Annotated in this window: 29 protein-coding genes and 1 pseudogene; 17 read left to right on the plus strand and 13 right to left on the minus strand. The window is 63.3% G+C overall.

Annotated elements, in window-relative coordinates; translation table 11 throughout:
* Window positions 1-34 precede the first annotated feature (34 nt).
* On the plus strand, window positions 35-925 hold the full coding sequence (locus tag BV82_RS11065) for a LysR family transcriptional regulator (RefSeq protein WP_010225534.1): 891 nt from the start codon (window positions 35-37) through the stop codon (window positions 923-925).
* Here BV82_RS11065 and BV82_RS11070 read toward each other — a convergent pair.
* The 3 genes from BV82_RS11070 to BV82_RS11080 form a co-directional block, all read right to left on the minus strand.
* Window positions 922-1,644, minus strand: coding sequence for a GNAT family N-acetyltransferase (locus tag BV82_RS11070; RefSeq protein ID WP_010225535.1), 723 nt, complete (start codon window positions 1,642-1,644; stop codon window positions 922-924). The genes BV82_RS11065 and BV82_RS11070 overlap by 4 nt on opposite strands.
* A 111-nt stretch (window positions 1,645-1,755) precedes the next feature.
* Entirely contained in the window at window positions 1,756-1,962 is a 207-nt protein-coding gene (locus BV82_RS11075) for a tautomerase family protein (RefSeq protein ID WP_010225536.1), read from the minus strand.
* Window positions 1,963-1,982: 20 nt separating this feature from the next.
* Complete coding sequence (locus BV82_RS11080; protein ID WP_036996115.1) at window positions 1,983-2,723, minus strand: SDR family NAD(P)-dependent oxidoreductase; 741 nt, start codon at window positions 2,721-2,723, stop codon at window positions 1,983-1,985.
* A gap of 126 nt (window positions 2,724-2,849) precedes the next feature.
* On the opposite strand from BV82_RS11080, the gene BV82_RS11085 reads away from it, so the two are divergent.
* Window positions 2,850-3,761, plus strand: coding sequence for a LysR family transcriptional regulator (locus BV82_RS11085; protein ID WP_010225539.1), 912 nt, complete (start codon window positions 2,850-2,852; stop codon window positions 3,759-3,761).
* 4 nt (window positions 3,762-3,765) lie between these two features.
* Here BV82_RS11085 and BV82_RS11090 read toward each other — a convergent pair whose 3' ends face one another.
* Window positions 3,766-3,948 (minus strand): DUF1289 domain-containing protein, encoded by a 183-nt coding sequence (locus BV82_RS11090; RefSeq protein WP_010225542.1) that lies wholly within the window; start codon window positions 3,946-3,948, stop codon window positions 3,766-3,768.
* Between the two features lie 3 nt (window positions 3,949-3,951).
* Window positions 3,952-4,263, minus strand: coding sequence for a hypothetical protein (locus tag BV82_RS11095; RefSeq protein WP_051636786.1), 312 nt, complete (start codon window positions 4,261-4,263; stop codon window positions 3,952-3,954).
* A gap of 105 nt (window positions 4,264-4,368) precedes the next feature.
* On the opposite strand from BV82_RS11095, the pseudogene BV82_RS11100 reads away from it, so the two are divergent.
* Window positions 4,369-4,452: pseudogene (locus BV82_RS11100) on the plus strand (CocE/NonD family hydrolase); the annotation flags it as partial.
* Between the two features lie 200 nt (window positions 4,453-4,652).
* On the opposite strand, the gene BV82_RS11105 reads toward BV82_RS11100, so the two are convergent.
* Window positions 4,653-4,988 (minus strand): hypothetical protein, encoded by a 336-nt coding sequence (locus BV82_RS11105; RefSeq protein ID WP_010225545.1) that lies wholly within the window; start codon window positions 4,986-4,988, stop codon window positions 4,653-4,655.
* A gap of 151 nt (window positions 4,989-5,139) precedes the next feature.
* Between BV82_RS11105 and BV82_RS11110 the strand changes: the two genes are divergently transcribed.
* Entirely contained in the window at window positions 5,140-5,895 is a 756-nt protein-coding gene (locus tag BV82_RS11110) for an SDR family oxidoreductase (RefSeq protein WP_010225548.1), read from the plus strand.
* A 38-nt stretch (window positions 5,896-5,933) separates the two neighbouring features.
* Here BV82_RS11110 and BV82_RS11115 read toward each other — a convergent pair whose 3' ends face one another.
* Window positions 5,934-7,199: a DUF1835 domain-containing protein gene (locus tag BV82_RS11115; protein WP_036996114.1), complete on the minus strand. Its 1,266-nt coding sequence runs from the start codon at window positions 7,197-7,199 to the stop codon at window positions 5,934-5,936.
* A 353-nt stretch (window positions 7,200-7,552) separates the two neighbouring features.
* On the opposite strand from BV82_RS11115, the gene BV82_RS11120 reads away from it, so the two are divergent.
* From BV82_RS11120 to BV82_RS11150, 7 genes are all read left to right on the plus strand, one after another.
* Complete coding sequence (locus BV82_RS11120) at window positions 7,553-8,272, plus strand: GntR family transcriptional regulator (RefSeq protein WP_010225552.1); 720 nt, start codon at window positions 7,553-7,555, stop codon at window positions 8,270-8,272.
* Entirely contained in the window at window positions 8,269-9,057 is a 789-nt protein-coding gene (locus tag BV82_RS11125) for an SDR family oxidoreductase (protein ID WP_010225554.1), read from the plus strand. The genes BV82_RS11120 and BV82_RS11125 overlap by 4 nt, the downstream gene beginning before the upstream one ends.
* Window positions 9,058-9,116: 59 nt before the next feature.
* Window positions 9,117-10,049 carry a 3,5-dioxohexanoate:acetyl-CoA acetone transferase gene (gene kce / locus BV82_RS11130; RefSeq protein WP_010225556.1) on the plus strand — a complete coding sequence of 311 codons (933 nt, stop codon included), beginning with the start codon at window positions 9,117-9,119 and terminating at the stop codon, window positions 10,047-10,049.
* A 71-nt stretch (window positions 10,050-10,120) separates the two neighbouring features.
* Window positions 10,121-11,467 (plus strand): MFS transporter, encoded by a 1,347-nt coding sequence (locus BV82_RS11135; RefSeq protein WP_010225558.1) that lies wholly within the window; start codon window positions 10,121-10,123, stop codon window positions 11,465-11,467.
* A gap of 382 nt (window positions 11,468-11,849) precedes the next feature.
* Window positions 11,850-12,719 carry an RNA ligase family protein gene (locus BV82_RS11140; protein ID WP_036996112.1) on the plus strand — a complete coding sequence of 290 codons (870 nt, stop codon included), beginning with the start codon at window positions 11,850-11,852 and terminating at the stop codon, window positions 12,717-12,719.
* 2 nt (window positions 12,720-12,721) lie between these two features.
* Complete coding sequence (locus BV82_RS11145; protein WP_036996109.1) at window positions 12,722-13,858, plus strand: AAA family ATPase; 1,137 nt, start codon at window positions 12,722-12,724, stop codon at window positions 13,856-13,858.
* An 88-nt stretch (window positions 13,859-13,946) separates the two neighbouring features.
* Window positions 13,947-14,822, plus strand: a complete 876-nt coding sequence (locus tag BV82_RS11150) for a hypothetical protein (protein ID WP_010225566.1) — start codon at window positions 13,947-13,949, stop codon at window positions 14,820-14,822.
* Window positions 14,823-14,841: 19 nt separating this feature from the next.
* Here BV82_RS11150 and BV82_RS11155 read toward each other — a convergent pair whose 3' ends face one another.
* Window positions 14,842-15,174: a YegP family protein gene (locus BV82_RS11155; protein WP_010225568.1), complete on the minus strand. Its 333-nt coding sequence runs from the start codon at window positions 15,172-15,174 to the stop codon at window positions 14,842-14,844.
* Window positions 15,175-15,318: 144 nt separating this feature from the next.
* Here BV82_RS11155 and BV82_RS11160 point away from each other — a divergent pair, with 144 nt between their 5' ends.
* Complete coding sequence (locus BV82_RS11160) at window positions 15,319-16,230, plus strand: LysR family transcriptional regulator (RefSeq protein ID WP_036996144.1); 912 nt, start codon at window positions 15,319-15,321, stop codon at window positions 16,228-16,230.
* A gap of 97 nt (window positions 16,231-16,327) precedes the next feature.
* A complete protein-coding gene (gstA, locus tag BV82_RS11165) occupies window positions 16,328-16,939 on the plus strand; it encodes a glutathione transferase GstA (RefSeq protein ID WP_036996107.1) in 612 nt (203 codons plus the stop codon).
* A 4-nt stretch (window positions 16,940-16,943) separates the two neighbouring features.
* On the opposite strand, the gene BV82_RS11170 is transcribed toward gstA, so the two are convergent.
* Both BV82_RS11170 and BV82_RS11175 read right to left on the minus strand, forming a co-directional pair.
* The gene (locus tag BV82_RS11170) at window positions 16,944-17,384 is read right to left on the minus strand and encodes a lysozyme inhibitor LprI family protein (protein WP_081839682.1); all 441 of its coding nucleotides are present in this window, start codon (window positions 17,382-17,384) and stop codon (window positions 16,944-16,946) included.
* Window positions 17,366-17,791 (minus strand): GFA family protein, encoded by a 426-nt coding sequence (locus BV82_RS11175; protein ID WP_010225575.1) that lies wholly within the window; start codon window positions 17,789-17,791, stop codon window positions 17,366-17,368. Before BV82_RS11175 ends, BV82_RS11170 begins: the two co-directional genes overlap by 19 nt.
* 57 nt (window positions 17,792-17,848) lie before the next feature.
* Here BV82_RS11175 and BV82_RS11180 point away from each other — a divergent pair, with 57 nt between their 5' ends.
* Window positions 17,849-18,319: an NUDIX hydrolase gene (locus BV82_RS11180; RefSeq protein WP_036996105.1), complete on the plus strand. Its 471-nt coding sequence runs from the start codon at window positions 17,849-17,851 to the stop codon at window positions 18,317-18,319.
* On the opposite strand, the gene BV82_RS11185 is transcribed toward BV82_RS11180, so the two are convergent.
* Together BV82_RS11185 and BV82_RS11190 are read right to left on the minus strand one after the other, a co-directional pair.
* Entirely contained in the window at window positions 18,294-18,623 is a 330-nt protein-coding gene (locus BV82_RS11185; RefSeq protein ID WP_010225579.1) for a hypothetical protein, read from the minus strand. The two genes, BV82_RS11180 and BV82_RS11185, sit on opposite strands and share 26 nt — an antisense overlap.
* A 90-nt stretch (window positions 18,624-18,713) precedes the next feature.
* Window positions 18,714-19,145: an SUKH-3 domain-containing protein gene (locus tag BV82_RS11190; RefSeq protein ID WP_010225580.1), complete on the minus strand. Its 432-nt coding sequence runs from the start codon at window positions 19,143-19,145 to the stop codon at window positions 18,714-18,716.
* Window positions 19,146-19,412: 267 nt separating this feature from the next.
* On the opposite strand from BV82_RS11190, the gene BV82_RS11195 reads away from it, so the two are divergent.
* The 3 genes from BV82_RS11195 to gabP all read left to right on the plus strand — a co-directional run bounded on the left by BV82_RS11195 (window position 19,413) and on the right by gabP (window position 21,984).
* Window positions 19,413-19,826 (plus strand): RidA family protein, encoded by a 414-nt coding sequence (locus BV82_RS11195; protein WP_010225581.1) that lies wholly within the window; start codon window positions 19,413-19,415, stop codon window positions 19,824-19,826.
* Between the two features lie 120 nt (window positions 19,827-19,946).
* Window positions 19,947-20,450 (plus strand): GNAT family N-acetyltransferase, encoded by a 504-nt coding sequence (locus BV82_RS11200; protein ID WP_036996103.1) that lies wholly within the window; start codon window positions 19,947-19,949, stop codon window positions 20,448-20,450.
* A 133-nt stretch (window positions 20,451-20,583) separates the two neighbouring features.
* Window positions 20,584-21,984 (plus strand): GABA permease, encoded by a 1,401-nt coding sequence (gene gabP / locus BV82_RS11205; protein ID WP_010225583.1) that lies wholly within the window; start codon window positions 20,584-20,586, stop codon window positions 21,982-21,984.
* A 5-nt stretch (window positions 21,985-21,989) separates the two neighbouring features.
* On the opposite strand, the gene BV82_RS11210 is transcribed toward gabP, so the two are convergent.
* Window positions 21,990-22,631 carry a hypothetical protein gene (locus BV82_RS11210; protein ID WP_036996143.1) on the minus strand — a complete coding sequence of 214 codons (642 nt, stop codon included), beginning with the start codon at window positions 22,629-22,631 and terminating at the stop codon, window positions 21,990-21,992.
* Between the last annotated feature and the right edge of the window lie 113 nt (window positions 22,632-22,744).

Here is a 22,744-nt window from a genome sequence, read left to right on the forward strand (position 1 = left end):
ATGCTCAGCTTCACTTTTTCTGAATGCCAAGCCCATGCGTGAAATCAGCCTCGACCGGCTGCGTACCCTGGTGGTGATCGCCGACCTTGGCTCCTTCGCCCAGGCGGCGCGGGCGCTCAACTTGGCGCCGCCCACGGTCAGCCTGCACATTGCCGACCTCGAGGCGCGCATCGGCGCGCCGTTGCTGTCGCGCAAACGCGGGCAGGTCCGTCCCACGGCCATCGGTGAAACCCTGCTCGAACGCGCCCGGCGCCTGCTGGCCGATGCCGAACAGGCGCTGGATGATGTCCAGCGTCAGGTCCAGGGCCTGGCCGGGCGGGTGCGCCTGGGCGCCTCGACCGGCGCCATCGCCCATTTGCTGCCGCAGGCACTGGACCTCCTCGGCGTGCAGCACCCGGGCATCGACGTCCAGGTACAGGTGCTGACTTCCAGCGAATCGCTGGCCCGCCTGCAGGACGGCAGCCTCGACATCGGCCTGGTGGCACTGCCGCAAGCGGCGATCAAGGGCCTGGCGATTCGCCCGTGGCGGCGCGACCCGATCATGGCCTTCGTCCCCGCAAGCTGGTCGCCGCCGGCGCGCATCAGCCCGGCCTGGCTGGCCAGCCGCGCCTTGATCCTCAACGACAGCACTACCCAACTGTCGCGGGTCACCAACGACTGGTTCGCCAGCGCCGGCCTGCAACCGCAAGCGCGCATCCAGCTCAACTACAACGATGCGGTGAAAAGCCTGGTAGCGGCGGGTTACGGCGCGACCTTGCTGCCCCATGAGTCGGCAGCGCCGGAACCGGACGGGCGAATCAGCATGCGCCCGCTGCGCCCGGGTCTGTGGCGGCACCTGGGCATCGCCTGCCGCCAGGGCGAGGTGGAGCAGGGCACCCAGTACGTGCTGCAGGTGCTGATGAGCCAGGTGGCGAAGGCCGGCTAGACCAGCCGCAGCCCGCGACCACCGTCCAGCCATGGCCCTTCACCCAGGCGCTCGAGGGCCAGGGCCCGCGCCTTGCGGCTGAGCTGGTCGAGGTGGCGGTCGCGCTGTTTCTCGGCATCGACCATGGCCCGCTTGCCGTGTTGCTTGAGCAGGTAGCTGTGAATCTGCTGCACTTCCAGGGTGCGGTAGATCGGTGCGATGTCCAGCACCGCCGCCATGCCGGCGCTGGCCTGGGCGCGGGTGTTCATCAACACCTGCGGGCCACGTGCGCCAATCACCTGAAAGCCCAGGGCCTCGAAGACCGGCACCTTGCTTGCCACGCAGCCAAGCTCGGCATGCGGGTAGCGTGCGGTCATCTGCGCCAGCATGGCGCGGGCGATGCCCTGGTGCCGGTGGCTGGCCTGCACGGCAAGGTAGGCGACCGAGCACGCCAGGGGATCATCCGTGAGTGGCAGGTACAACAGGAAGCCCACCACCTGCTCGGGATCGTCGAGGTCCATGGCCACGATCAGCTCGACCGGAATGCCACGCGAGCCGTCCATGGCCTCCAGGTACAGATGCACTTCGAAACCGATGCCGTATTGGTACAGGCTGTACAGCGGGTTGCTCGGTGGCAGGGCGACGCTGCTGATGTCGGTCAGGTAGTCGACCACCATCTGCAGGATCTGGCTTTTGATCGGCTCCGCGGGCGGGGCGACGAAGTGGTGGAGGACGGGCATCGGTAGGGGGGACTCCAGGCAGAAACGGCAATGGCGCGATTCTACCGTGCGGGCCAGCCATCCGTCCCTTCGCCGTGCGATTGGGGGGTAGCTGGCTGGCCGGCGATGGGGTTAGCCTTTTTCTCGCTTGCGCAGCGTCGTCACCGTCTCGCCTCCCACGCCCCAGTTATCGGTATTGACTTCCTCGATCACCACGAAGGTCGACGCCGGTGGTTTGTTCAACACCCGCTCGAGCATCTCGGTGGTCTGTTCGATCAACTGCTGCTTCTGCTCGCGGGTGACGCCTTCATCGGTCACGCGAATATGGACATACGGCATGCTTGTTTCCTCTGTGTGATTTACCAGGTACCCGTCGCCGAACCACCGTCCACGGCAATCACCGTGCCGGTGACAAAAGTAGAGTCCGTCAGGTAGAGCACCGCGTCGACCACATCCTCTGGCGAGCCGACCTGCCCGGTGGGCGCCAGGGCTTTGAGGGCCTCGCGGGTCTGCGGGTCATCGCCATGCAGTGGGGTATCGATGATCCCCGGGGCCACGGCATTGACCTGCACCTGCGACGGCGCCAGCTCCAGGGCCAGGGCACGCACCGCCTGGTTGATGCCGCCCTTGATCAGCACCGGCAGCAGCGCCGGCACCTTGATGTTCGGCTGCAGGGCGATGGAGGCGGTGATGTTGACGATATGCCCGGCGCCGTTGTTGGCCATGTGCCGGGCTGCGGCCTGGGCCGGGTAGAAGAAACCCTTGAGGTTGGTGTCGACGATGGCTTCAACCTCGGCTTCGGTGTAGTCGGCGACCGGTTTGGCAATGAAGATCCCGGCGTTGTTGACCAGGATATCGACCTTGCCGAAGGCTTCGATGGCTTGCTCGAACAGCTTGCGCGCCGTTTGCGGCAGGGCAATATCACCTTCGACCAGCAACAGGTTGGCCGGGTTGCCGAGCTTGGCGGCAGCCTCTTGCAGGCGGGCGAGGGTGCGGGCGTTGCCGACCACATTGTCGCCGCGCTCAAGGTAAGCCTTGGCGATGGCAAAACCCAGGCCGCTCGAGGCGCCGGTTACGATGACAGTCTTGGCGGTGTGCATGGTCAGTCTCCAGTGGGCCAGGCAGGGTTGCCGGGCAGGTGAGGCAGACTTTAATTTGCAAGCAGGTATTGAAAAATGGTGTGCATGGAATTTGAATTGATACTCCATGTAATCAATTGAGCCGTCATGACCCGCCATTTCGACGACCTTCAACTGGGCAGTATCGAGCTGTTCTGCCTGGCTGCCGAAACCAGCAGCTTTACCGGCGCGGCGACCCTGGCCGGGGTGACGCCGGCGGCGGTCAGCCGTTCGGTGGCGCGCCTGGAAGAACGCCTCGGCGTGCGCCTGTTCGTGCGCACCACCCGGCAGATGCGCCTGACCGACGGCGGGCGCCGCTACTACGAGCAGTGCCGCCAGGCCCTGAGCCAGCTGGTGGATGCCGAGCGTGCGCTCAGCGGTGGCCAGGCCGTGCCGTCCGGGCTGCTGCGCATCAGCGTGCCGACGCCCTATGCCCACTTTCGCTTGCTGCCCAGGCTGGCCGGGTTCCGCCAGTTGTATCCGCAGGTGCAGATCGACATTCACGTCAGCAACCGCAACATCGACTTTGCCGATGAAGGCTACGACCTGGCCATTCGCGGCCGCGAGCCGGCCGACTCGCGTCTGATCGCCCGGCGCCTGGAAGACGCCGAGCTGGTGATCGTGGCGACGCCGCAGTACCTGCGTGAAGCGGGCACGCCGCAGACGCCGCATGACCTGGCCACTCACCAGTGCATTCAGTTCGAACTGCCCAGCAGTGGGCGCAAGGTGCCCTGGTCGTTCATGGTCGACGGCAAGCGCGTGGAGCTGGAGGTGGCCGGTGGCATCACCTGCCTGGAAGACTTTCTCGCCACCGCCACTCTGGTCAAAAGCGGCGCGGGGTTGATGCAGGCGTATCGCTTTACTGTGCAGCAGGAGCTCGACAGCGGCCAGCTGCTGGAAGTGCTGACGCCCTATGGCGGCACTTCACGGCCGTTCATCCTGCTGTACCCTCATGCCCGCCATGTGCCGCTACGGGTTCGGGCCTTCATCGATTTCTTGACTCAGGGTGCAGGTGCCTGAAGCGTTAGCCTTTGGCTTTTTTCAGGCTTTTCATCCGTTGGGTGGCGCGTTGCACAGCAGCCATTTTTTCCGGGCGCTTCATGCGCTTCCATTTGCGGATGTCGTCCTTGCTGCGGCCGCAACTCAGGCACAGGTCGCCGCTTAGTTGGCACACGGCGATGCAGGGGTTCTCGATGTCCTTGGCCATGTGTCAGCCTCGTTTTTCGACGTCGAACTGCACGTGGGGTGCAAGCGGGCGCAATTCGACGTCGGCGTCCTGCAACGCTAAAGCAGTCAGCTCGATCATCCGCTCACCTTGCCCGCTGGCCAGGGCGTGGTCTTTGGCGGCCCGGCTTTCGAATACCCAGATCACCTGCAAACTGGAAGGGAAGCGGGTGTAGTCGACCAGGTGAGTGAGCCAGGCAAAACCGACGATTTCGGCCTTGGCGGTCTCGCAGGCATTGGTCAGGGTAGCGACCAGACGGCGGTCAAGCTGCGCCTGTTCGCGTTTGCTCATTGGCATGGGATGAGGAGCCTCGTGGAAGGGCGGGCAGATCATACGCTATTTGCCCACGCCTACTATGCTTGTGGGCCATCGCCCTCAGCCAGTGAGCACCGCCTTGGCCCTTTCGCCGTGATCGAATGGCTGATGAAGCATCCGGCAACCACCGGCAAGGTTGGCATCACCGGCTTTTGCTATGGTGATGGTCTGATCGCGGGTCCAGCACCAACCCTGTGGGAGCGGGCTTGCCCGCGATCGAGCGCGAAGCGCTCGTAATTCAGGCAAACCTGGTGTGCTGGCTGTACCGGCCTCATCGCTGGCAAGCCAGCTCCCACAGGGGTGGTGTGTACAGTTCCATTGTGGGAGCGGGCTTGCCCGCGATCGAGCGCGAAGCGCTCGCAGTTCGGGCGTTACTGAACGTTGTTCAGCTTGACCACATCACCCGATACCTTGGTGGTGTAACCGGTCAGAACCCAGGCCCAGAACCAGTTTTCCTGGACCTGGGTGTTGATCATCGCATCGCCGCCCTTGGCCTTGATCGCGGCATTTTGCGCACGGACAAAGCGGCTGTTCTGGCGCACCGGGATGATGCCCAGCACCAGCAAGCCGGTGGCGCTCGCTTCGCTGTGGCCGATCACGGTGTACTGGTCGGCGTTGTACTGCTGGGTTTTCATCGGGGTGCCGGTGCAACCTGCCAGGGCCAGGACGAACAGGCCGCAGGCGACAACTTTGCTCAGGTTTTTCACTGCATAACTCCATGACAATTGGCCCGGGATCTATCTCTCGAGCGGCGCGTACTGTACCGGATCAGCCAGGATGACGCTCGTCTGCTGACGCGCGGGCCAGCGCTGCGCGGCGTAAAATAACGGGTTGCGACACTCCTCGGGAGAAGCAGCCATGAAAATCGTCGTGATCGGTGGTACCGGCCTGATCGGCACCCAGTTGTGCAACAACCTGCGCGCCAACGGCCACAAGGTGCTCGCCGCCTCGCCCCGGACCGGCGTCGACACCCTCACCGGCGAAGGCCTGGAACAGGCGCTGCAGGGCACCGACGTGGTGGTCGATGTCGCCAATTCACCGTCTTTCGAAGACGCCGCCGTGCTGGCATTTTTCCAGACCTCGGGGCGCAACCTGCTGGCCGCGGAACAGAAGGCCGCGGTTGGTCACCACATCGCCCTGTCGGTGGTCGGCACCGAACGCATGCAGGACAGCGGTTACTTTCGCGCCAAGCTGGCCCAGGAGCAACTGATCAAGGCCTCGAACAGGCCCTACACCATCCTGCGTGCCACGCAGTTTTTCGAGTTCATGGGCGCCATTGCCTATTCCGGCGCCGAAGGCAACTGCGTGCGCCTGGCCAACGCCACCTTGCAGCCGGTGGCCTCATCGGACGTGGCCCTGACCCTGGCCAACCTCGTCGAGCAAGCGCCGGCCAACCGCACCCTGGAAGTCGCCGGCCCCGATCGCCTGCCGCTGGCCGATTTCGTGCGCAGCTACCTGCAGCACAATCAAGATGCCCGGGAAGTCATTACCGACCCTGCGGCCACCTATTTTGGCGCACCGATCAACGACTGTTCGTTGACCCCGGATGCCGGTGCCATCGTTGGCTCGCTGCACTTTCAGACCTGGCTGAAAACCACCGCCGTGCAACGCTGAGCCAGGCGCTGTATCGACCTGCCTCTATGGGCACGGCGCTACCTCTGCCCGACAAAATCCGTCTTTGCGCGCCACACCGGCCACAGGTCGCGGCCCAGCGCCCAGTGACCTTGCCCGGCCAGCACGCGCACACCACCGACCCAGCGTTCGGAGGCCTGCTGGTCAAGCCAGTAGGCCTGGCCCGCCAGCACCTGCTCGCCCAAAGGGGTGAGGCTCAAAGGCCGACGCGGCCATTCCAGCTCAGCCTGGGCTTCGTTGAGCAGCGGCGTGGGCGAATCGATCAGCGGGCGCAGCAAGGCGTGGAACATCATGTCGCCCAGATAGGGCAGCGGCTCGCGCTTGCCCATCAATTCGGCAAACACCCGGCCGAACGGCACCTGGCCGAATTCGCTGATGATCTGCACCGCCAGGCGTTCGCTGAGCGACAAGCCATCGTCCACCCCGGGCAGCTCCTGCAGCTGGCGCAATAGCGCAGGGGCGAGCAAGGGCAGGGCCAGGTCGTGCCGATGGGCCAACTGTGCCCAGGCCTGCGGCGACGGTGCGCAATACGCGGCCCAGGCCTCGCGCGCCAGTTGCAGCATTGGCGCGTCCACTGCCCGGCGCTGCGGCCACAACCAGGCCAGCACGTCCGGGGCCAATTGGCCGATGCCGATAAAGCGTTCGACCCCGGGCACGCGGTCGATCTCGATCAGCTCCAGGCGCTGCGGCGGGTTGTGCAGCCCGGCCAGCACGCGGATCAAAAACAACTGGTCATAGGCATCCGCCTCGCACCAGAGCACCGCGCCAGGGCAGCCGTCGAGCCGGGCCAGGGCCGCGTATTCATCCTCCATCTTGCGCTGCACCTGCACCTGCTCCAGGCCATAGGCCTGGCTGATGTAGTCGCAGCGCAGGGTGCGGTACGGCGCTGTCGGCAAATCACGCACCGGGCCCATGACCAGAGGGTCGCTGAGCATGTGGAAGGCGCCGGTGAACCCGGCCAGGCGCAAGCTGTGGCTGATGTCGTTGCCGCAGCGCCAATGCTGGGTAGCGGCTTCGTCATCGGCAGCGAATTGCCGGTGGCGGGCGGCAAAATCGATGGCGTCGATATGCGCCTTGAGCGTGGGCCAACTGGCAAAGCCCAGGTCGCGGGCGATCAGCCACTGGGCATCGGCCAGGCGGGGTGAGGCCGGAGCAGGGCTGAGCAGTGCCAGCTGTGCGGGTGCGGCACCCGAGCGTAGGCGCTGGAGCAGCTCTTTGGCGCGTTTGCGTTGTTGTTCGAGGTTGATGCGCCCGTCGTGGGACGGCGACGACAGTCGAGCGGACATACGAACTCCTTGTGCGAGCCTTGTCCGCTGTCAGGCCGGGAGTCGTAGACAAGAATGTGGGGTGTACAACCTGGGCGCAGCCCTTTCCGCGGACGGGTGGCGTGGATGACGCCGGCTGCGACTATAGGCCCGTTACAAGGCAAAAGGCAACGTGAGCCGGGCCCCGGGTGCTGGCGGCGATTCGCTGCACAATGACCAACCCCTGCCGCCGCACGGAACGAACCGATTACCCTGCACATTGCCTTGTCCGTAACCAGGCAGAGGCGCTTCGTCGTGCGCATCGAATATTATTTGACATATTTGATTTGTGATCACATATTCGGATCACAAGAACGACAACACAGGCTTTTCCCATGACCGATCGTCCCGTCCTGTTGCCGGCCCTGCGTCAGGTGTCCCGCGATACCCTGCAAGACCAGGTCTACCGGCAAATCCGCGAAGCGCTGATGAGCGGGCGCTTTCAGCCCGGGCAGAAACTGACCATCCGTGGCCTGGCCGAAGCGCTGGGTTCCAGCCCCATGCCGGTACGCGAAGCCCTGCAGCGCCTGAGCGCCGAAAACGCTTTTGAAGTCACCGAAACCTCGCGCTTGCGGGTGCGGGTGATGACCACCGAACGCCTGCGCGAAATCCGCGACGCCCGGGTCGCCCTCGAAGGTTTGTTGGCCGAGAAGGCCGTGGCCCATCTCACGGATGCTGATCTGGCCGAAATCACCGAGCTGTGCAGGCAGATGCAGGCCGCCGCCGACAAGGTCGATGTGCCGGCTTACCTGTGGGGCAACTTCGCCTTTCACCGGCGCATCTATGCCGTGGCCCAGGCCGAGCTGACCGTCGCCGCAGTGGAGAATTTCTGGCTGCACATGGGCCCCTGCTTTGCCCTGGTCGCCCCGGACAAAGCCCACCTGCAACGCTCGATGCAAGCCCACGACCGCATTGTCGCCGCCCTGGCCGGCCGCGATGCGGCGGCTGCGCGGGCAGCGGTGACCGACGACATCATGCAGGCCGCCGATTCCCTGGCGCGTTTGCTGCTCAACAACGACCGTGCGCGGTCTGTTTCAGGAGTGAAAAAAGCATGAGCGTTCTCAAGCGTCTGCTGCCGTATCCGGGCCTGCGCGTGTTGATCTCCGGCGGTGCTGCCGGTATCGGTGAAGTGCTGGCGGCGGCCTATCTCGAAGCTGGCGCCCGGGTGCATGTCTGCGATGTCAGCGAAGCGGCCCTGGCGGCGTTTCGTGATCGCTACCCGGGCAGCGTTGCCACCCGCGCCGATGTCGGCGATGCGGCGCAGGTTGCGGCGGTGTTCAAGGTCCAGCGCGAGCAGTTCGGCGGCCTCGATGTGCTGGTCAACAACGCCGGCATTGCCGGGCCCACCGCCGGTATCGACGCCATCAGCGACGACGATTGGCAGCGCACCCTCGACATCAACCTCACCGGGCAATACCGCTTTGCCCACCACGCGGTGCCACTGCTCAAGGACTCGCCCAACGCCCACCTGCTGCACATCGCCTCGGTGGCCGGGCGCCTCGGCTACGCCTGGCGCACGCCTTACGCGGCGAGCAAATGGGCCATCGTCGGCCTGATGAAGTCCCTGGCTGCGGAGCTGGGCGAGAGCGATATCCGCGTCAACGCCTTGCTGCCCGGCATCGTCGAAGGCCCGCGCATGGACGGGGTGATTCGTGATCGTGCCGCGCAAGTGGGCGTGCCCGAAGCGGTGATGCGCAAGGAGTACCTGAACAAGATTTCCCTCAAGCGCATGGTCAGCGCGCAAGACGTCGCCGCCATGGCCTTGTTTCTCTGTTCACCGGCCGCCCGCAACATCACCGGGCAAGCCATCAGCGTCGATGGCAACGTCGAATACCTCTGAGCAACACCCGCGCTTTTACCGCATTGCTTTCTCACCAAGAATAAAAACGGAGAATTCGCATGTCCAAGAAACGCCCGGTCGTCATCACCTGCGCCGTCACCGGTGCTATCCACACGCCGTCGATGTCGCCACACCTGCCGGTCACCCCGCAGGAAATCGCCGACGCGGCCATTGGCGCCGCCGAGGCAGGCGCCTCGATCGTCCACCTGCACGCCCGTGACCCGTTCGACGGCAAACCCAGTCAGGATGTCGAGCTGTTTCGCCAGTTCCTGCCGCAGATCAAGGCGCAAAGCGATGTGGTGATCAACATCACCACCGGCGGTGCGCCGACCATGGGCGTTGAAGAGCGCCTGCAACCGGTGGCCCAGCTCAAGCCGGAGCTGGCTTCGCTGAACATGGGCTCGATGAACTTCGGCCTGTACGAAATGCTCGAACGCTTCACCGAGTTCAAGCACGACTGGGAGCGGCCGTACCTGGAAGAGAGCGACGACCGCATCTTCCGCAACACCTTTCGCGACATCACCTACATCCTCAATGCCTGCGCCGAGAACCGCACGCGCTTCGAGATCGAGTGCTACGACATCGGCCACCTCTACACCGCCGCGCATTTCCTCCAGCGCGGCTTGCTCAAGGCGCCGCTGTTCATCCAGTCGGTATTCGGCTTGCGTGGCGGCATCGGCGGCCACCCCGAGGACCTGGCGCACATGCGTCGTACCGCTGACCGCCTGTTTGGCGACAACTACGAGTGGTCGGTCCTCGGCGCCGGGCGCAACCAGATCCCGCTGGGCACCATGGGCCTGGCGATGGGCAGCAACGTGCGCGTGGGCCTTGAGGACTCGCTGTGGGATGGCCCGGGCAAACTGGCGGCGTCCAACGCCGACCAGGTCAAGCGCATCCGCACAGTGATCGAAGCGCTCGGCGGGCGGGTCGCCAGCCCCGACGAGGCGCGGGAAATGCTCAACCTCAAGGGCCGCTACGCAGTCGACTTCTAGCTTGCCTGCCTGCCCCGGCCGGCGTTGGCCGGGGCCTTCCCACCGCTGCCGTCACACTAGAGATTGGTGCCATGACCATTACCCGATCGCCCGAAGAACTGACTGTGCCCCGTGATCCTGCAACCCTCAACCGGTTGCTGTTCGTCAAACTCATGCCACTGCTGATTGCCGCCTACGTACTGAGCTTTCTCGACCGCACCAACATCGCCCTGGCCAAGCATCAACTGGATGTCGACCTGGGGATTTCCGCGGCTGCCTACGGGTTGGGCGCCGGGTTGTTTTTCCTCACCTATGCGCTGTCGGAGGTGCCCAGCAACCTGATCATGCACAAGGTCGGCGCGCGCTTCTGGATTGCCCGGATCATGGTGACCTGGGGCCTGATCTCCGCAGCCATGGCCTTCGTCCAGGGCGAGACCTCGTTCTACGTGCTGCGCCTGTTGCTGGGTATCGCCGAGGCCGGCCTGTTCCCCGGGGTGATGCTCTACCTGACCTACTGGTTCGGCCGCGAGCAACGTGCCCGCGCCACCGGTTACTTCCTGCTCGGCGTGTGTTTTGCCAACATCATCGGCGGGCCGCTGGGCGCCGCGCTGATGCAGTTGGACGGCCTGATGGGCTGGCACGGCTGGCAGTGGATGTTCATGCTCGAAGGCCTGCCGGCGGTGTTCTTCGCCTACGTGGTATGGAAGAAACTGCCCGACCGACCGAGCAAGGCGCCATGGCTGAGCCCGGCAGAAGCCGAGCAGATCGAGCGCCAGTTGGCCAGCGAGGCCGAGGAGGGCGCGGGCCACAGTGGGCATTCATTCAAGCAATGCCTGACGCCGCAGGTCCTGTTGGCGATCTTTGTCTACTTCTGCCACCAGATCACCATCTACACGGTGATCTTTTTCCTGCCGGGCATCATCGGCAAGTACGGTGACCTGAGCGTGGTGCAGATCGGCTTTCTCACCTCCTTGCCCTGGCTTGCGGCGGCGGCAGGGGCGATCGTCTTGCCGCGTTTTGCCAGCAGCGCGCAGCGGGCGCGGCGGATTCTGGTCAGCGGTTTGCTGACCATGGCCCTGGGCCTGGCCATCGCCTCCCAGGCGGGGCCGGTGATCAGCCTGCTGGGCTTTTGCCTCTCGGCAGTGATGTTCTTTGTCGTGCAGTCGATCATCTTCCTGTACCCGGCCTCGCGCCTGAAAGGCGCGGCGCTGGCGGGCGGCTTGGGGTTCGTCAACTCCTGCGGGCTGCTGGGCGGGTTCTTCGGGCCGTCGCTGATGGGCATGATCGAGCAGAGCACCGGCAATGCCGTGAACGGCCTGAAGTTCATCGCCGTGGTGCTGGTGGTGGCGGCGTTGGCGGCGCTGCGTTTGCGCCAGGGGCATGAGCGTAAAAGCGCGAAGGGGGGAGCGCTCAACGACGCGCAGCGCCAATCTGCCTGAGATTTTCACAGATACATTTGTGGGAGCTTGCCAGCGATGAGGCCAGTGCAGTCAGCACATGAAGTGTTGACTGGATTACGACCGCTGCGCGCTCGATCGCGGGCAAGACCCGCTCCCACAGGATGGGCGCAGTACCTGTAGGCGCGGGCTTGACCCGCGATGAGGCCATCCCAGACAACACACCGCTTGACAGCCAACCCCCATCTCGTTTCCAATCCGCACCCTCAGATCCACCACCCCTCATTATTTAGGTGAAGCCAGTGCCCCACGCCAACCAACACGCCTGATGCCGACGACGGACGTTTAAGCCTGTTGGTGCCTGCCTGCGCACGCACTTTCACCTGCCCGCTGTCGTCGGTTTTCCCCCTTTTGGAGAAGACCCATGACACTCGATATCCGCGAGCTCGCGCAGCTCGACCTGTACAAATACCCGCGCACTCCGCACCTGCAAAGTTCTCGCCTGCAAGCCGGCGATAGCGATCATGACCAGTTGTCCTATAGCCGCTTGAACGGCCAGTACCTGGTGGTCGAGGAAAAACTCGACGGCGCCAATGCCGCGATCAGTTTTTCCGCCGCCGGCGAGCTGCTGTTGCAGTCCCGTGGCCATTACCTGGCTGGCGGCAGCCGCGAGCGCCAGTTCAGCCAGTTCAAGCAATGGGCGGCCTGTCATGAAGATTGGCTGCTCGAGCACCTGGAAGACCGCTACGTGCTGTTTGGCGAGGTGATGAGCAAGCGCCACAGCGTGTTCTACGACCAGTTGCCGCACCTGTTCTTCGAGTTCGATATCTGGGACCGCGAGGAGCAGGTGTTCCTCTCCACGGCGCGGCGCCAGCAGTTGCTCGCGGGCGGCCCGGTGCTGTCGGTGCCGGTGCTGTTCGAAGGCATTGCGCCGCCACGGCTGAAAGACTTGCTCGCCCTGGTCGGTCATTCCCAAGCCAAGTCGCGGCGCTGGAAGGACGCCTTCGCCGAGGTCATCGCCCGCCAGCAACTGGACTTTGCCAAGGCCTGGAACCAGGGCGACCGCTCTGACCTGATGGAAGGCCTGTACCTGAAAATCGAGACCGCCGAACACACCACCGGGCGGATCAAATGGGTGCGCCACGACTTCGTCCAGGCCATCCTCGAAGCCGATGAACACCACCTGCGCCAGCCGTACATCCCCAATCTGCTGGCAGCCGGTGTCGACCTGTATGCGCCCGAGCCCCAGGTCACCTGGGCCAGCCTTGCGGCGGCCGCACAAGGAGTTGAATGATTATGGACATGAACACATTGCAAGGGCTGATGCCCGGCCCCGGCCGCGCGGTCGACTACTTGGCGCTGCTGGAGGCGATCCCGTCTCTGCGCGCCTTGGCGGCAACCCCCCAGGACCCGGTCTACCACCAGGAGGGCGACGTCTGGACCCACACCATGATGGTGGTCGATGCCTTGCTCGCCGACCCTGCGTACCAACGCGCCAGCCCGGACCAGCAGTTCGTGCTGTTCTACGCCGCGTTGCTGCATGACATCGCCAAGCCGTCGTGCACGGTGATCGATGAAATCACCGGCAAGATCGGCCAGCCCGGGCACTCACGCCGGGGCGCGGTGGATGCGCGAATCCTGCTGTGGCAGGCCGGCGTGCCGTTTGAGCTGCGTGAAACCATCTGCCGGATCATCAGCGTGCACCAGTTGCCGTTCTTTGCCCTGGCAGGGGACAAAAGCGGGCGTTCGGCCGAGCAGATCCTCCATCGCCTGTCGTGGGAGTTGCCGCTGTGGATGCTCTGCTCAGTGGCCAGCGCCGACATGCAGGGCCGCGGCTTTGCCGGCAAGCAGGGGGTGCTCGACGATATCGAGGTGTTCCGCCTGCTGGCCGAAGACGAAGGCTGCCTGCACCAGCCCAAGGCCTTTGCCGATGCCTACACCCGGCGCAGCTATTTTCGCGGTGCCTCGGTGCTGCCGCAGTACAGCCTGTACCGTGAGGTGCAGGGCTCGCAGGTGATCATGCTGGCGGGGCTGCCGGCCAGCGGCAAGGACACCTGGGTCAGCCAGCATGCGGCGGACCTGGCCGTGGTGTCGTTCGACGATGCCCGCCAGGAACTGGGCCTGAGCCACGGCGACAAGGGGCCGGTGGCGCAGTACGCCATCGACAAGGCCAAGACCTTGCTGCGCCGCCGCGAACCCTTCGTGTGGAACAGCACGCACCTGTCGCAGCAGATGCGCAAGAAGACGCTCGACCTGCTCTACAGCTATGACGCCGATGTGCAACTGGTGTACCTGGAGCAGAGCGAGCGCGAGCTGATGCGCCGCAACGCCCGCCGTGATACCACACTGCGCAACAAGGACATCGAGCGCATGTACTTTCGCTGGGAAGTGCCGACCCCGGTGGAGGCGGACCGGGTTGAGTATTGGCTCTGACTAACGCTGGAGACCAAGCGGCGGATCGCAGCAGGCTACAGCTTTAGAAATTGAATCTTCACAATACAACTCAAAGGGACTTGGATAGATGTGGAAGCAGTTGTTGTCGCAATCTCGGCAGTCGCAGCTCAAGCCAGGGCTGATCATGGCCGGCAAGGTAGCGTTAACCTTGGCCTCGCTGGGTACCGCCCATTACATGGGCTTTATCATGGCAGTGCCTTTTGAAGTGCTGTCGATAATCTCCATCACGTTTCTGGTTGGCTTTGTCGGGGTTTTCACCTTCTACGTGACGCTGTGTTATCTGGTGGCGAAGGTTTTTTCTTTCGCCATTTCGCAATTCTACTATTCGTTCATCGCGCCGTTTGCAGCCTGTGTGTACGCCGCCGGGCGCATCAAGCCAGGGCGGTTGCGCAAGGCAGCCGTGCGCTTGCACAAGGAAACGCCGCTGGCGGAAAAAATTGCCTATGGCCTTGTCATGGTCATCGCTTTCCCGCTGCTGCTGAATTTTTCCTATTTGAAATTCGACTTCAGTGATGCCGGGGGCATGGTTATCAGCCTGACGTTAGGGATCATCGCGGCGGCGATACTCAAGTCGGGCATTCTCATTCGCGGCAAGGCGCAGATCGCTCGAATTCGTGACAAGCGCCGGGTGGCGTTGCGGCGGCGGTTGTTGAAGGAGTACCTGTACCTGGTTGTCGGGATGCTTCTGTGCCTATCCTTCTACGCTGGCATGGTCAGGTTCCAAAAAGTACTGGGTGAAGACCAGATTCACCTGTCGGGGCACGGTTATACCGGCGATGTGCATGTGATTTTCAATTCTGCAGGTGCTTACTTGGCTATCGAAGATAGCGGTCGAGAGCGAGTATTCATCTATGTCGATGGCGACGTGTCAATGCGCGTCAAGGGGCAGCTCAGGGGCTCGTCCGAGGGGCAAGCCGCAGCCCCCGCGAGTGCAGACGAGTAGCACTTGCGGGGGCATCGGCTCAGGTATTGTCCTTGATGGTCTTGCTGCTGCCGTTGCTCTTCACCGAGGCGATGCCGGCATCGCGCGACTGCGTTGATGCATACATCTGGCTGGTGCCGATGACCTGGTGATTGGCGGCCTTGAGGTTGAAGTGGAACTTGCCGTTGCTGGCCTCCTTCTTCTCGTAGCGATCGTCCACGCCACTGTTGGCCTGGACCGAGGCAATGCCGCTTTCAGCAGAGCCCTTGGCCTTGTACAACTCGCTGGTAAGAATAATTTCGCCATTACCCGCCTTGAGAACAAAGCGGTACTGACCGTCACTGCTGGTGTTCAACTCGAACCAACCTGGCATGGGAACTCCTTGTTTCGCAGATAAGTCTGGTTAGACTGCGGGCGTACGTGCTCGCAGTGACGACTTAGTATGGTGGGCTTTGTGCGCTTGTCCAACGGCGCTAAGATCGGCGGCAGCGTGTTGGCTGCCAGGAAGACCACGATCATGATGAACCTGATGCACTGGAAGCTGCTGGTGGCCGTGGCCGATGCCGGCAATGTCTCCCGTGCCGCCGAGGCCTTCGGCATTACCCAGTCCGGTGCCAGCCAGGCGATCAGCCAGATGGAACAGGCACTGGGGGTGAAGGTGTTCGTGCGCGAGCGCAAGCACACCAGCGTTACCGCGCTGGGCGAGCAGGTGCTGGTCCGCGCGCGGCGGATGATTGCCGAGCTTGAGTCGATCCAGAACCTGGTCGATGCCAGCCGTGGTTGCCACCTGGGGCGCATCCGCCTGGCGACGTTCCCGTCCGTGTTCGCCTCGGTGCTGCCGCCGCTGTTGCAGGCTTTCAAGCGCCTGCACCCGGGCATCGAGGTGATCTGCCTGGAGGGCACCGACGAGGAGGTCGAAAGCTGGCTGGCTTCGGGTGATATCGACCTGGGCGTGGTGATGAACCCGCAGGCAGAACGTTCGCCGGTGATGCTCGGGCATGATCGCTGGGTGGCCACCATTCCCCTTGGCCACCCCTTGGCCCGGCGCGGGAGCCTGAGCCCGCTCGGGCTTGCCGAGCTGGTCGATGAGCCGTTCATTGTCGCCACGGGCGGCTGTCACTTGCATGGCCGGAGCCTGGTGCAACAGGCGGGGCTGAACCTGAGCAATGTGCGCCTGACGGTGCGCGACTGGAACACGGCGTTGGCGCTGGTGGGCGAGGGCCTAGGCGTGTCGATCATGCCGGCCTCGACGCTGCCCGAGGTTCCGCGCTGGCTACGGGTGTATGACCTGGATCCGCCAATCTACCGACGTTTCGGGCTGCTCGGTTCGTCAGCACAGGCGCTATTGCCTGCCGCCCAGGCGTTGCTCAAGCATGTGCACAAGGCCATGCTTGGCGTTGAAGTTCCGGTAGGGGAACGGGTCACCTGACATAAGCGTTGCTAATGATCAGTTTGTAAAACCCTAAGTTTACCTTGGGCATGCGCTGGCTGATCCTGTGTCGCTCGACACTGTCAGGAGACGCCCGATGAAACTCTACTTCGCCCCCAATGCCTGCTCGCTGGCGCCGCATATCATCCTGCGCGAACTCGGCCTGCCGTTCGAGCTGGTGCGGGTCAACAACCAGAGCAAACGCAGCGCCGACGGCCGCGACTTTCGCACCATCAACCCCAAGGGTTACGTGGCCGCGCTGGTGCTGGGCAATGGCGAGGTATTGACCGAGGGCCCGGCCATTCTCCAGTACCTGGCCGACCTCAAGCCCGAGACCAGGTTGGCGCCGGCCAATGGCAGCTGGGAACGCTCGCGGCTGCAGGAGCTGCTCAACTTCATCAGTTCGGAAATCCATGCCGGCAGCGCGCCGTTGTTCAACGCCGAGCTGCCGGAGGCGGCCAAGGCGATCTTTCGCGACAAGCTGTTCAAGCGCCTGGACTACTTGAGCGAGGTGCTGGGCTGCAATGACTACCTGCGGGGCGACTTCAGCATCGCCGACGCCTACCTGTTCACCGTGCTGGGCTGGTTGCCGGTGTTCGCTATCGATATCGCGCAATGGCCAGCGCTGGCTGGCTATGTCGAGCGTGTAGCGGCCAGGCCGGCGGTGCAGGCAGCCCTGCAAAGCGAGGCTGCCAGCGTGCCGGTCTGAACCTTCAGGGCATGCCGGTAACCCGCTTCAGGTACTGGACTCTGGCTTGCGTCTGCTTCAGCAGGCAATGGGTATGGATTGTAGCGAAGCCACTGCCGCCAACGGATTCGTACGTTTCGAACTCACAACTGGCATCACGAAAGGCAATCCAGGCGCGCTGGGCTTTTTTCAGCGCCAGGTCCTGGGTGGGTTGTCCGGGCGCCGAACCCTGCGCCTTGAAGCGTGCGACCAAGGCCTGGTAGAGCTCATTCAATTGCCGATCGGATTTTTTCAACGACTGCTGCATGCATTCAAGCATCTGCGCTTCGGTGTTGGCGCCAGGGCACAGGCTGCTTGCCTGAGCCGTGCTAGTCAGCGCCATGAATGCGCCGATGCAGGGGTAGATCAAACGATACATGGGGCGTCCTTGCTTTGATGTTTTACGGGTCACTGGTGTTGTGGCCATGAATCGCCAATCACCAGCCAGCAGGCCTTGGACTGCACATGCACATGTTTTTGTCGGGCAGGTTCGAAAGGTGTGTCCAGGGTGCCCAGCGCAACGCTGATCCAGTCTGGATAATCGCCACTGGCATTGGCCCAGAACAAACTCGCGCCGCAGGCTGAGCAAAAGCTGCGGCTGACCATTGGCGATGACTTGAACACCCGCAATAGACTTTGCGGATCGCTGCAGCTCAAGGCCGAAGCAGGCACGCTGCCATAGGTGGCAAAGGCTGCGCCATGGGCCTTGCGGCACTGGCTGCAATGGCAATGGGTGACGGCCTTGATCTGGGTGTCGATGTGATAGCTGACGGCGCCGCACAGGCAGCTGCCGTGATAATCAATGGTCGTCAGCGCAGATTTGTCGTTGTTCATCCTTAGGGCCCGGTAGAATCTCGCCCGCGATCATAAACCAAGGACAGGAACACCACGATGCGTGAGCGAAAATCAGCCCGGCTTTTGGTCATCAGCCCCTCCCGAAGCGTATTGCTGTTTCGCTTCGTCCATCGCAACGGCGCGCTGGCCGGCGACGATTACTGGGCAACACCGGGGGGCGGCGTGGAGGAGGGGGAGACCTTCGAGCAAGCTGCGATTCGTGAGCTACGCGAAGAAACCGGCATCCAGGTCGACGCCGTGGGCGCACCCTTGAACGAGCGTCGTTTCGCCATGCAGTTGCCCAGCGGCGAGTGGGTTACCTCGGTCGAGCAGTATTACCTGATTCAGGCGCAGAACCAGCAGCTGTGCCGCCAGGGATGGACGCCTTCGGAAGTCGAAGTGATGGCCGACCATCGTTGGTGGTCGGCCGAGGAACTGCGGCAAACCACCGACACGGTGTGGCCGGAGCGGCTGATTGAAACGCTCGAATCAGCCGGCGTGTTCAGCGCCGTGCCAGCGCATGGCTGACGCATTGCTCATAGTAGGTCTGCTTGATGGCCGCAGGCTTGAGGCGTGACTGGCTGTTGTAGGTCTGTTCGGTGATGCCCATGGCGGTCATGCGCATCCACGGCTTGGTGAATTTGCGCACCTGCAGGCGCTTGCGCGCAGCGTACAGGGTCACCCCGGACAGCTTCGATTGCTGGGCACCGGCGGCGATGTCCGAGCCCCAACTGCACATGTAGCGGTCATTGTTGCCCAGGGTTTTGGCCTGGGCGCCGAGCGGGAGTGCGACCAGAAAAAACGCTGCCAGGGTCAATCCATAAGCCCGCATAGCACCTACCTAACTTGCTGAAAAGAAAGCGAGTTTGCCTACGAAGCGGGTAGCAGGGGGCCAGCAATTTGCCTTATTTGCGCCTGAATTTCACAGCAGTTGTGTTTGTGACTTGCGGCCCAGCAACAGGCCTTCTGCGGCAACGGCGAAGGTGTTTCCCTGCAGCCAGAAGGCGTCGTGCACCTGGCTCATGAGGTAGCAGGCGCCCCGGCTGTCGACAAACAGCGCGCCATGGCCGTGGTGCACATCGCCGATGCACACCAGGGTTGTGTTCAGCTTGCGTTGCATCGCCACGATGACTTTTTCGTCGTGCAGGCCGGGCTTGGCCCTGAACTCGATGTCGCCGGCGGCGCATTCTTCACCGGCGCCGCAGTGGCCGACGCACAGGCCATTGAACGCCCTGAGCAAGTCGTTGGCGGGGTGGCCGTTGGGCCCGATGTCCGCCTCTGGGGCAGTCACTTGGGCAGGCCAGCCGGCAGCCACGAACAGCGGGCGGATGGTTTCAGGTAGGTCTATGGGCATGTCTGCTCTCTGGTCGAATCCGTGCGAGAGGCTACATTAACACGGCAGTCATCATTGATCCTTGAGGAGGGCGAGCCATGAGCAATGAGGCTTTACCCGCTGCAGCTCACATCGCTGGCAAGCCAGCTCCCACAGGGTCGATGTATACAGGTTCATTGTGGGAGCTGGCTTGCCAGCGATCCAGCGCGCAGCGCTGGCAACATCAGGCTTGACCTCTACTTAGGTCGAGGTTTGATACTCGCCGCTCCAACCACTCGGAGCAGCACCATGACCGCAGCTTTCCACCTGTCCAACCCCGAAGGCCTCTACGACCCCTCTAGCAATGCCTACTCCCATGTGGCTGAAGTCGCCGCCAATGCCCGGTTGCTGTACATCGCCGGGCAGGGCGGGGAAGACCTCGAGGGCCGGCTGTCCAGCGATTTTGCCGAGCAGGCACGCCAGGCCCTGGCCAACCTGCAGATCGCCCTGCAATCCAAAGGCGCGACCCTGGCCGATGTGTTCAAACTGACCCTGCTGATCGTCGATCACGACGAAACCCGCTTGCGCCTGTGGGGCGCCGAAGCCCAGCGCGCCTGGGGCGCCAACATGACCCCGACCTGCACGCTGATCCCGGTGCCGCGCCTGGCCCTGGACGGCATGCAGATCGAAATCGACGCGGTCGCCGCGCTGCCCGGCAGGTAAGACGTTTTAGCGATGGCATTGGCCCCGGCTTTTGTAAACAATAGCGCCCGCAATACGCGCTGTTCGTTCAATTATCGAGATACCAATGCCGTCGATTCTTCCGCTGTATGAGGTCCAGTCATGAGCGACCTCACTGTCGAACTGTTGCAAACCGGCCCCGAGCAGGCCGAGCTGATCCGCAACCTTTACCAGTTCTACGCCTACGAGTCTTCGGACTGGGAGCAGGAAGACGTCGAGGTCGACGGCCGTTTCTATGTCCACGACGAACACTTGCAACGCTACTGGCAAGAGCCGCAGTGGAGCGCCAACCTGATCCTGGTCGACGGCTACATCGCAGGCTTTTTGCTGATCGAACGCAGCGAGCTGCCCGGCCTCGATGCCCTGGAACTGGCCGACCTGTTCATCCTCAAGCGCTATCGGCGCAAAGGCATCGCCAGCGCCCTGGCCAGCCAGGTGCTGGCGAGCGGGCAGAACCAGTGGCTGGTGCGTTACTACGACCAGGACGAAACCGCCCAGGCCTTCTGGCGCATAGTGCTCGACAACCTGCCGCGCCCGGTACGTTCGATCGAACTGGACGACGAGCCGGAGTTGGTTAACTTCCTGGTGACGCGGGCGTTGCACTGAGCTGGCACGAACGTTTCATGGCGAGATCAGACACAGCGAACGGCGCGCTCAGGCAAATCCGCCGTCAAGCAGCACAGGTAAGGTGACGCCAGCAGTCAATGCCATGCGTTCCGATCACAAGAGAATAAATATAATGATCAGCCTGGGCTCCAAGGATTCGAGCGGTCAGTTGGCGCAGGGTTTCAAGCCGCGCCATGTCACCATGCTTTCCATCGCCGGCATCATCGGCGCCGGCTTGTTCGTCGGCTCCGGGCATGCGATTGCCGCCGCCGGGCCCGCGGCAATCCTGGCCTATGTGCTGTCCGGCCTGCTGGTGATCCTGGTGATGCGCATGCTCGGCGAGATGGCCGTGGCCAACCCCGATACCGGCTCGTTCTCGACCTATGCCGACCAGGCCATCGGGCCCTGGGCAGGCTTTACCATCGGCTGGATGTACTGGTGGTTCTGGGTGCTGGTGATCCCCATCGAGGCCCTGGCCGCCGGGCATGTGCTGAACAACTGGCTGCCCATGGTCGATACCTGGCTGTTTGCCCTGTTGTCGATCATCGTCCTGGCCGCGACCAACCTGTTCAGCGTGGCCAAGTACGGTGAGTTCGAGTTCTGGTTCGCGCTGTTCAAGGTTGTGGCGATCATCGCCTTCATCTCCCTCGGCGCAGCCGTGCTGATGGGCTGGGTGCCGGAGCGCGAGGTCAGCGGCCTGGGCCGTTTGCTTGAAACCCAGGGCGGGTTTGCGCCCAACGGCGTGTCGGCGGTGGTCGGTGCGTTCATCACGGTGATGTTCAGCTTTATCGGCACGGAGGCGGTGACCATTGCCGCCGCCGAATCCCAGAGCCCGGCGAGGAACATCGCCAAGGCCACCCGCTCGGTGATCTGGCGCATCGGTGTGTTCTATCTGCTGTCGATTGCCGTGATCATTTCCATCGTGCCCTGGAACGACCCGCAACTGGCGTCGGTGGGCTCTTACCAGCGCGCCCTGGAACTGATGAACATCCCCCACGCCAAGCTGATGATGGATGTGGTGGTGCTGGTGGCAGTGGCCAGTTGCATGAACTCCTCGATCTACATTGCCTCGCGCATGCTGTTCTCTCTGGGCAAGCGCGGTGAAGCGCCCCGGCAGGTCAAGCTGACCTCGGCCGTTGGCGTACCACGCGCTGCGGTCATCGCCAGCACCGTGCTGGGTGCAGTGATCACCGTGGTCAGTCATTTTGCCCCGGCCGGCTTGTTCCAGTTCCTGCTGGCCAGCTCCGGTGCCATTGCCTTGCTGGTGTACCTGGTGATTGCCGTGTCGCAGTTGCGCATGCGCCGGATGCTACTCAAGCAGAAGGTCGAGCTGACGTTTCGCATGTGGCTGTTCCCCTGGCTCACCTACCTGGTCATCGTGTTCATCAGCGCAGCGCTCGGGGTCATGCTGGTGACCCCTGAGCACCGTGCCGAGGTGACCACCACCATCGGCCTTGCGCTGGTGATTTCCTTCATCGGCATTATCACCACCCGTCAGCATGGCCAGCCGGTCAAGGTGCCGTCGGTGGGCTGAAGCGCTTATTGCCGGGCAAGTCGAGGCGTCGCGCCGCTGCTCCTACCGCTGCGTGATGGCTGATCCAGGGGTGTCAGCGGATTGCTGAGCCGTTGTGGCGTCTCGCCGGTCAACTGGCAAAGCAGCGCGATCAGCGTGTCGCCATCCAGCGCTCCGCGCTCGCGCAGCTGCTCGGCCAGCGCGCGCAATGCCGGCCAGTAACGTCGCACCAGGCAGTGACAACGCACCAGCGCCACCGGCTCGGCATCCAGCAACTTGCGCGCGGGCAGCAGGGCGATCAGTTCATGGGCCCGGCGCAGGTCGCCGGCACCGCTGGTGGTGAGGAAACGATCAACGGCGCAATGCCGATAGACCGCTTCGGCCACCGGCCCGGCAAAGCAGTTGAGCAGATCGCGTTCGATCAGCTCGATCATCGATGGCAGATACTCGGCGATCCCCGGGGGCTCGAAGGCAGGCAATGGCACCAGGTAGTCGGCCTCGACCAGGCCCTTGACCGCTTGCAGGTTGCCACGCAAATCAACCATCGGTCCGATCAGCGCTTCGGCGCGGGTGCGCACTGTCACCCGCTTGATCGCCAGGCCGTTCCACCAGAAGGCCAGGGCATGGCCTGCTTCGTGGAAGGCGGTGCGACGCGCACGGCTGTTCATGATCATGACCTCAGGGGGAGGCGGCTACACCTACGATCTGCTCCGTCCCTGGGGTTGGTATAAGAGATTATGGCTATCGACGGGTAACACTGCGTCTATTTGCTGACTACCGG

The sequence above is a fragment of the Pseudomonas donghuensis genome (assembly GCF_000696345.2).
Classification (GTDB): domain Bacteria; phylum Pseudomonadota; class Gammaproteobacteria; order Pseudomonadales; family Pseudomonadaceae; genus Aquipseudomonas; species Aquipseudomonas donghuensis.

What these genes read in the sequence shown, in the direction of transcription:
- BV82_RS11065 (WP_010225534.1), top strand. Translation starts at nt 35, where the DNA reads ATGCGTGAAATCAGCCTCGACCGGCTGCGTACCCTGGTGGTGATCGCC.
- BV82_RS11070 (WP_010225535.1), bottom strand. Translation starts at nt 1,644, where the DNA reads ATGCCCGTCCTCCACCACTTCGTCGCCCCGCCCGCGGAGCCGATCAAA.
- BV82_RS11075 (WP_010225536.1), bottom strand. Translation starts at nt 1,962, where the DNA reads ATGCCGTATGTCCATATTCGCGTGACCGATGAAGGCGTCACCCGCGAG.
- BV82_RS11080 (WP_036996115.1), bottom strand. Translation starts at nt 2,723, where the DNA reads ATGCACACCGCCAAGACTGTCATCGTAACCGGCGCCTCGAGCGGCCTG.
- BV82_RS11085 (WP_010225539.1), top strand. Translation starts at nt 2,850, where the DNA reads ATGACCCGCCATTTCGACGACCTTCAACTGGGCAGTATCGAGCTGTTC.
- BV82_RS11090 (WP_010225542.1), bottom strand. Translation starts at nt 3,948, where the DNA reads ATGGCCAAGGACATCGAGAACCCCTGCATCGCCGTGTGCCAACTAAGC.
- BV82_RS11095 (WP_051636786.1), bottom strand. Translation starts at nt 4,263, where the DNA reads ATGCCAATGAGCAAACGCGAACAGGCGCAGCTTGACCGCCGTCTGGTC.
- BV82_RS11110 (WP_010225548.1), top strand. Translation starts at nt 5,140, where the DNA reads ATGAAAATCGTCGTGATCGGTGGTACCGGCCTGATCGGCACCCAGTTG.
- BV82_RS11115 (WP_036996114.1), bottom strand. Translation starts at nt 7,199, where the DNA reads ATGTCCGCTCGACTGTCGTCGCCGTCCCACGACGGGCGCATCAACCTC.
- BV82_RS11120 (WP_010225552.1), top strand. Translation starts at nt 7,553, where the DNA reads ATGACCGATCGTCCCGTCCTGTTGCCGGCCCTGCGTCAGGTGTCCCGC.
- BV82_RS11125 (WP_010225554.1), top strand. Translation starts at nt 8,269, where the DNA reads ATGAGCGTTCTCAAGCGTCTGCTGCCGTATCCGGGCCTGCGCGTGTTG.
- kce (WP_010225556.1), top strand. Translation starts at nt 9,117, where the DNA reads ATGTCCAAGAAACGCCCGGTCGTCATCACCTGCGCCGTCACCGGTGCT.
- BV82_RS11135 (WP_010225558.1), top strand. Translation starts at nt 10,121, where the DNA reads ATGACCATTACCCGATCGCCCGAAGAACTGACTGTGCCCCGTGATCCT.
- BV82_RS11140 (WP_036996112.1), top strand. Translation starts at nt 11,850, where the DNA reads ATGACACTCGATATCCGCGAGCTCGCGCAGCTCGACCTGTACAAATAC.
- BV82_RS11145 (WP_036996109.1), top strand. Translation starts at nt 12,722, where the DNA reads ATGGACATGAACACATTGCAAGGGCTGATGCCCGGCCCCGGCCGCGCG.
- BV82_RS11150 (WP_010225566.1), top strand. Translation starts at nt 13,947, where the DNA reads ATGTGGAAGCAGTTGTTGTCGCAATCTCGGCAGTCGCAGCTCAAGCCA.
- BV82_RS11155 (WP_010225568.1), bottom strand. Translation starts at nt 15,174, where the DNA reads ATGCCAGGTTGGTTCGAGTTGAACACCAGCAGTGACGGTCAGTACCGC.
- BV82_RS11160 (WP_036996144.1), top strand. Translation starts at nt 15,319, where the DNA reads ATGATGAACCTGATGCACTGGAAGCTGCTGGTGGCCGTGGCCGATGCC.
- gstA (WP_036996107.1), top strand. Translation starts at nt 16,328, where the DNA reads ATGAAACTCTACTTCGCCCCCAATGCCTGCTCGCTGGCGCCGCATATC.
- BV82_RS11170 (WP_081839682.1), bottom strand. Translation starts at nt 17,384, where the DNA reads ATGGCCACAACACCAGTGACCCGTAAAACATCAAAGCAAGGACGCCCC.
- BV82_RS11175 (WP_010225575.1), bottom strand. Translation starts at nt 17,791, where the DNA reads ATGAACAACGACAAATCTGCGCTGACGACCATTGATTATCACGGCAGC.
- BV82_RS11180 (WP_036996105.1), top strand. Translation starts at nt 17,849, where the DNA reads ATGCGTGAGCGAAAATCAGCCCGGCTTTTGGTCATCAGCCCCTCCCGA.
- BV82_RS11185 (WP_010225579.1), bottom strand. Translation starts at nt 18,623, where the DNA reads ATGCGGGCTTATGGATTGACCCTGGCAGCGTTTTTTCTGGTCGCACTC.
- BV82_RS11190 (WP_010225580.1), bottom strand. Translation starts at nt 19,145, where the DNA reads ATGCCCATAGACCTACCTGAAACCATCCGCCCGCTGTTCGTGGCTGCC.
- BV82_RS11195 (WP_010225581.1), top strand. Translation starts at nt 19,413, where the DNA reads ATGACCGCAGCTTTCCACCTGTCCAACCCCGAAGGCCTCTACGACCCC.
- BV82_RS11200 (WP_036996103.1), top strand. Translation starts at nt 19,947, where the DNA reads ATGAGCGACCTCACTGTCGAACTGTTGCAAACCGGCCCCGAGCAGGCC.
- gabP (WP_010225583.1), top strand. Translation starts at nt 20,584, where the DNA reads ATGATCAGCCTGGGCTCCAAGGATTCGAGCGGTCAGTTGGCGCAGGGT.
- BV82_RS11210 (WP_036996143.1), bottom strand. Translation starts at nt 22,631, where the DNA reads ATGAACAGCCGTGCGCGTCGCACCGCCTTCCACGAAGCAGGCCATGCC.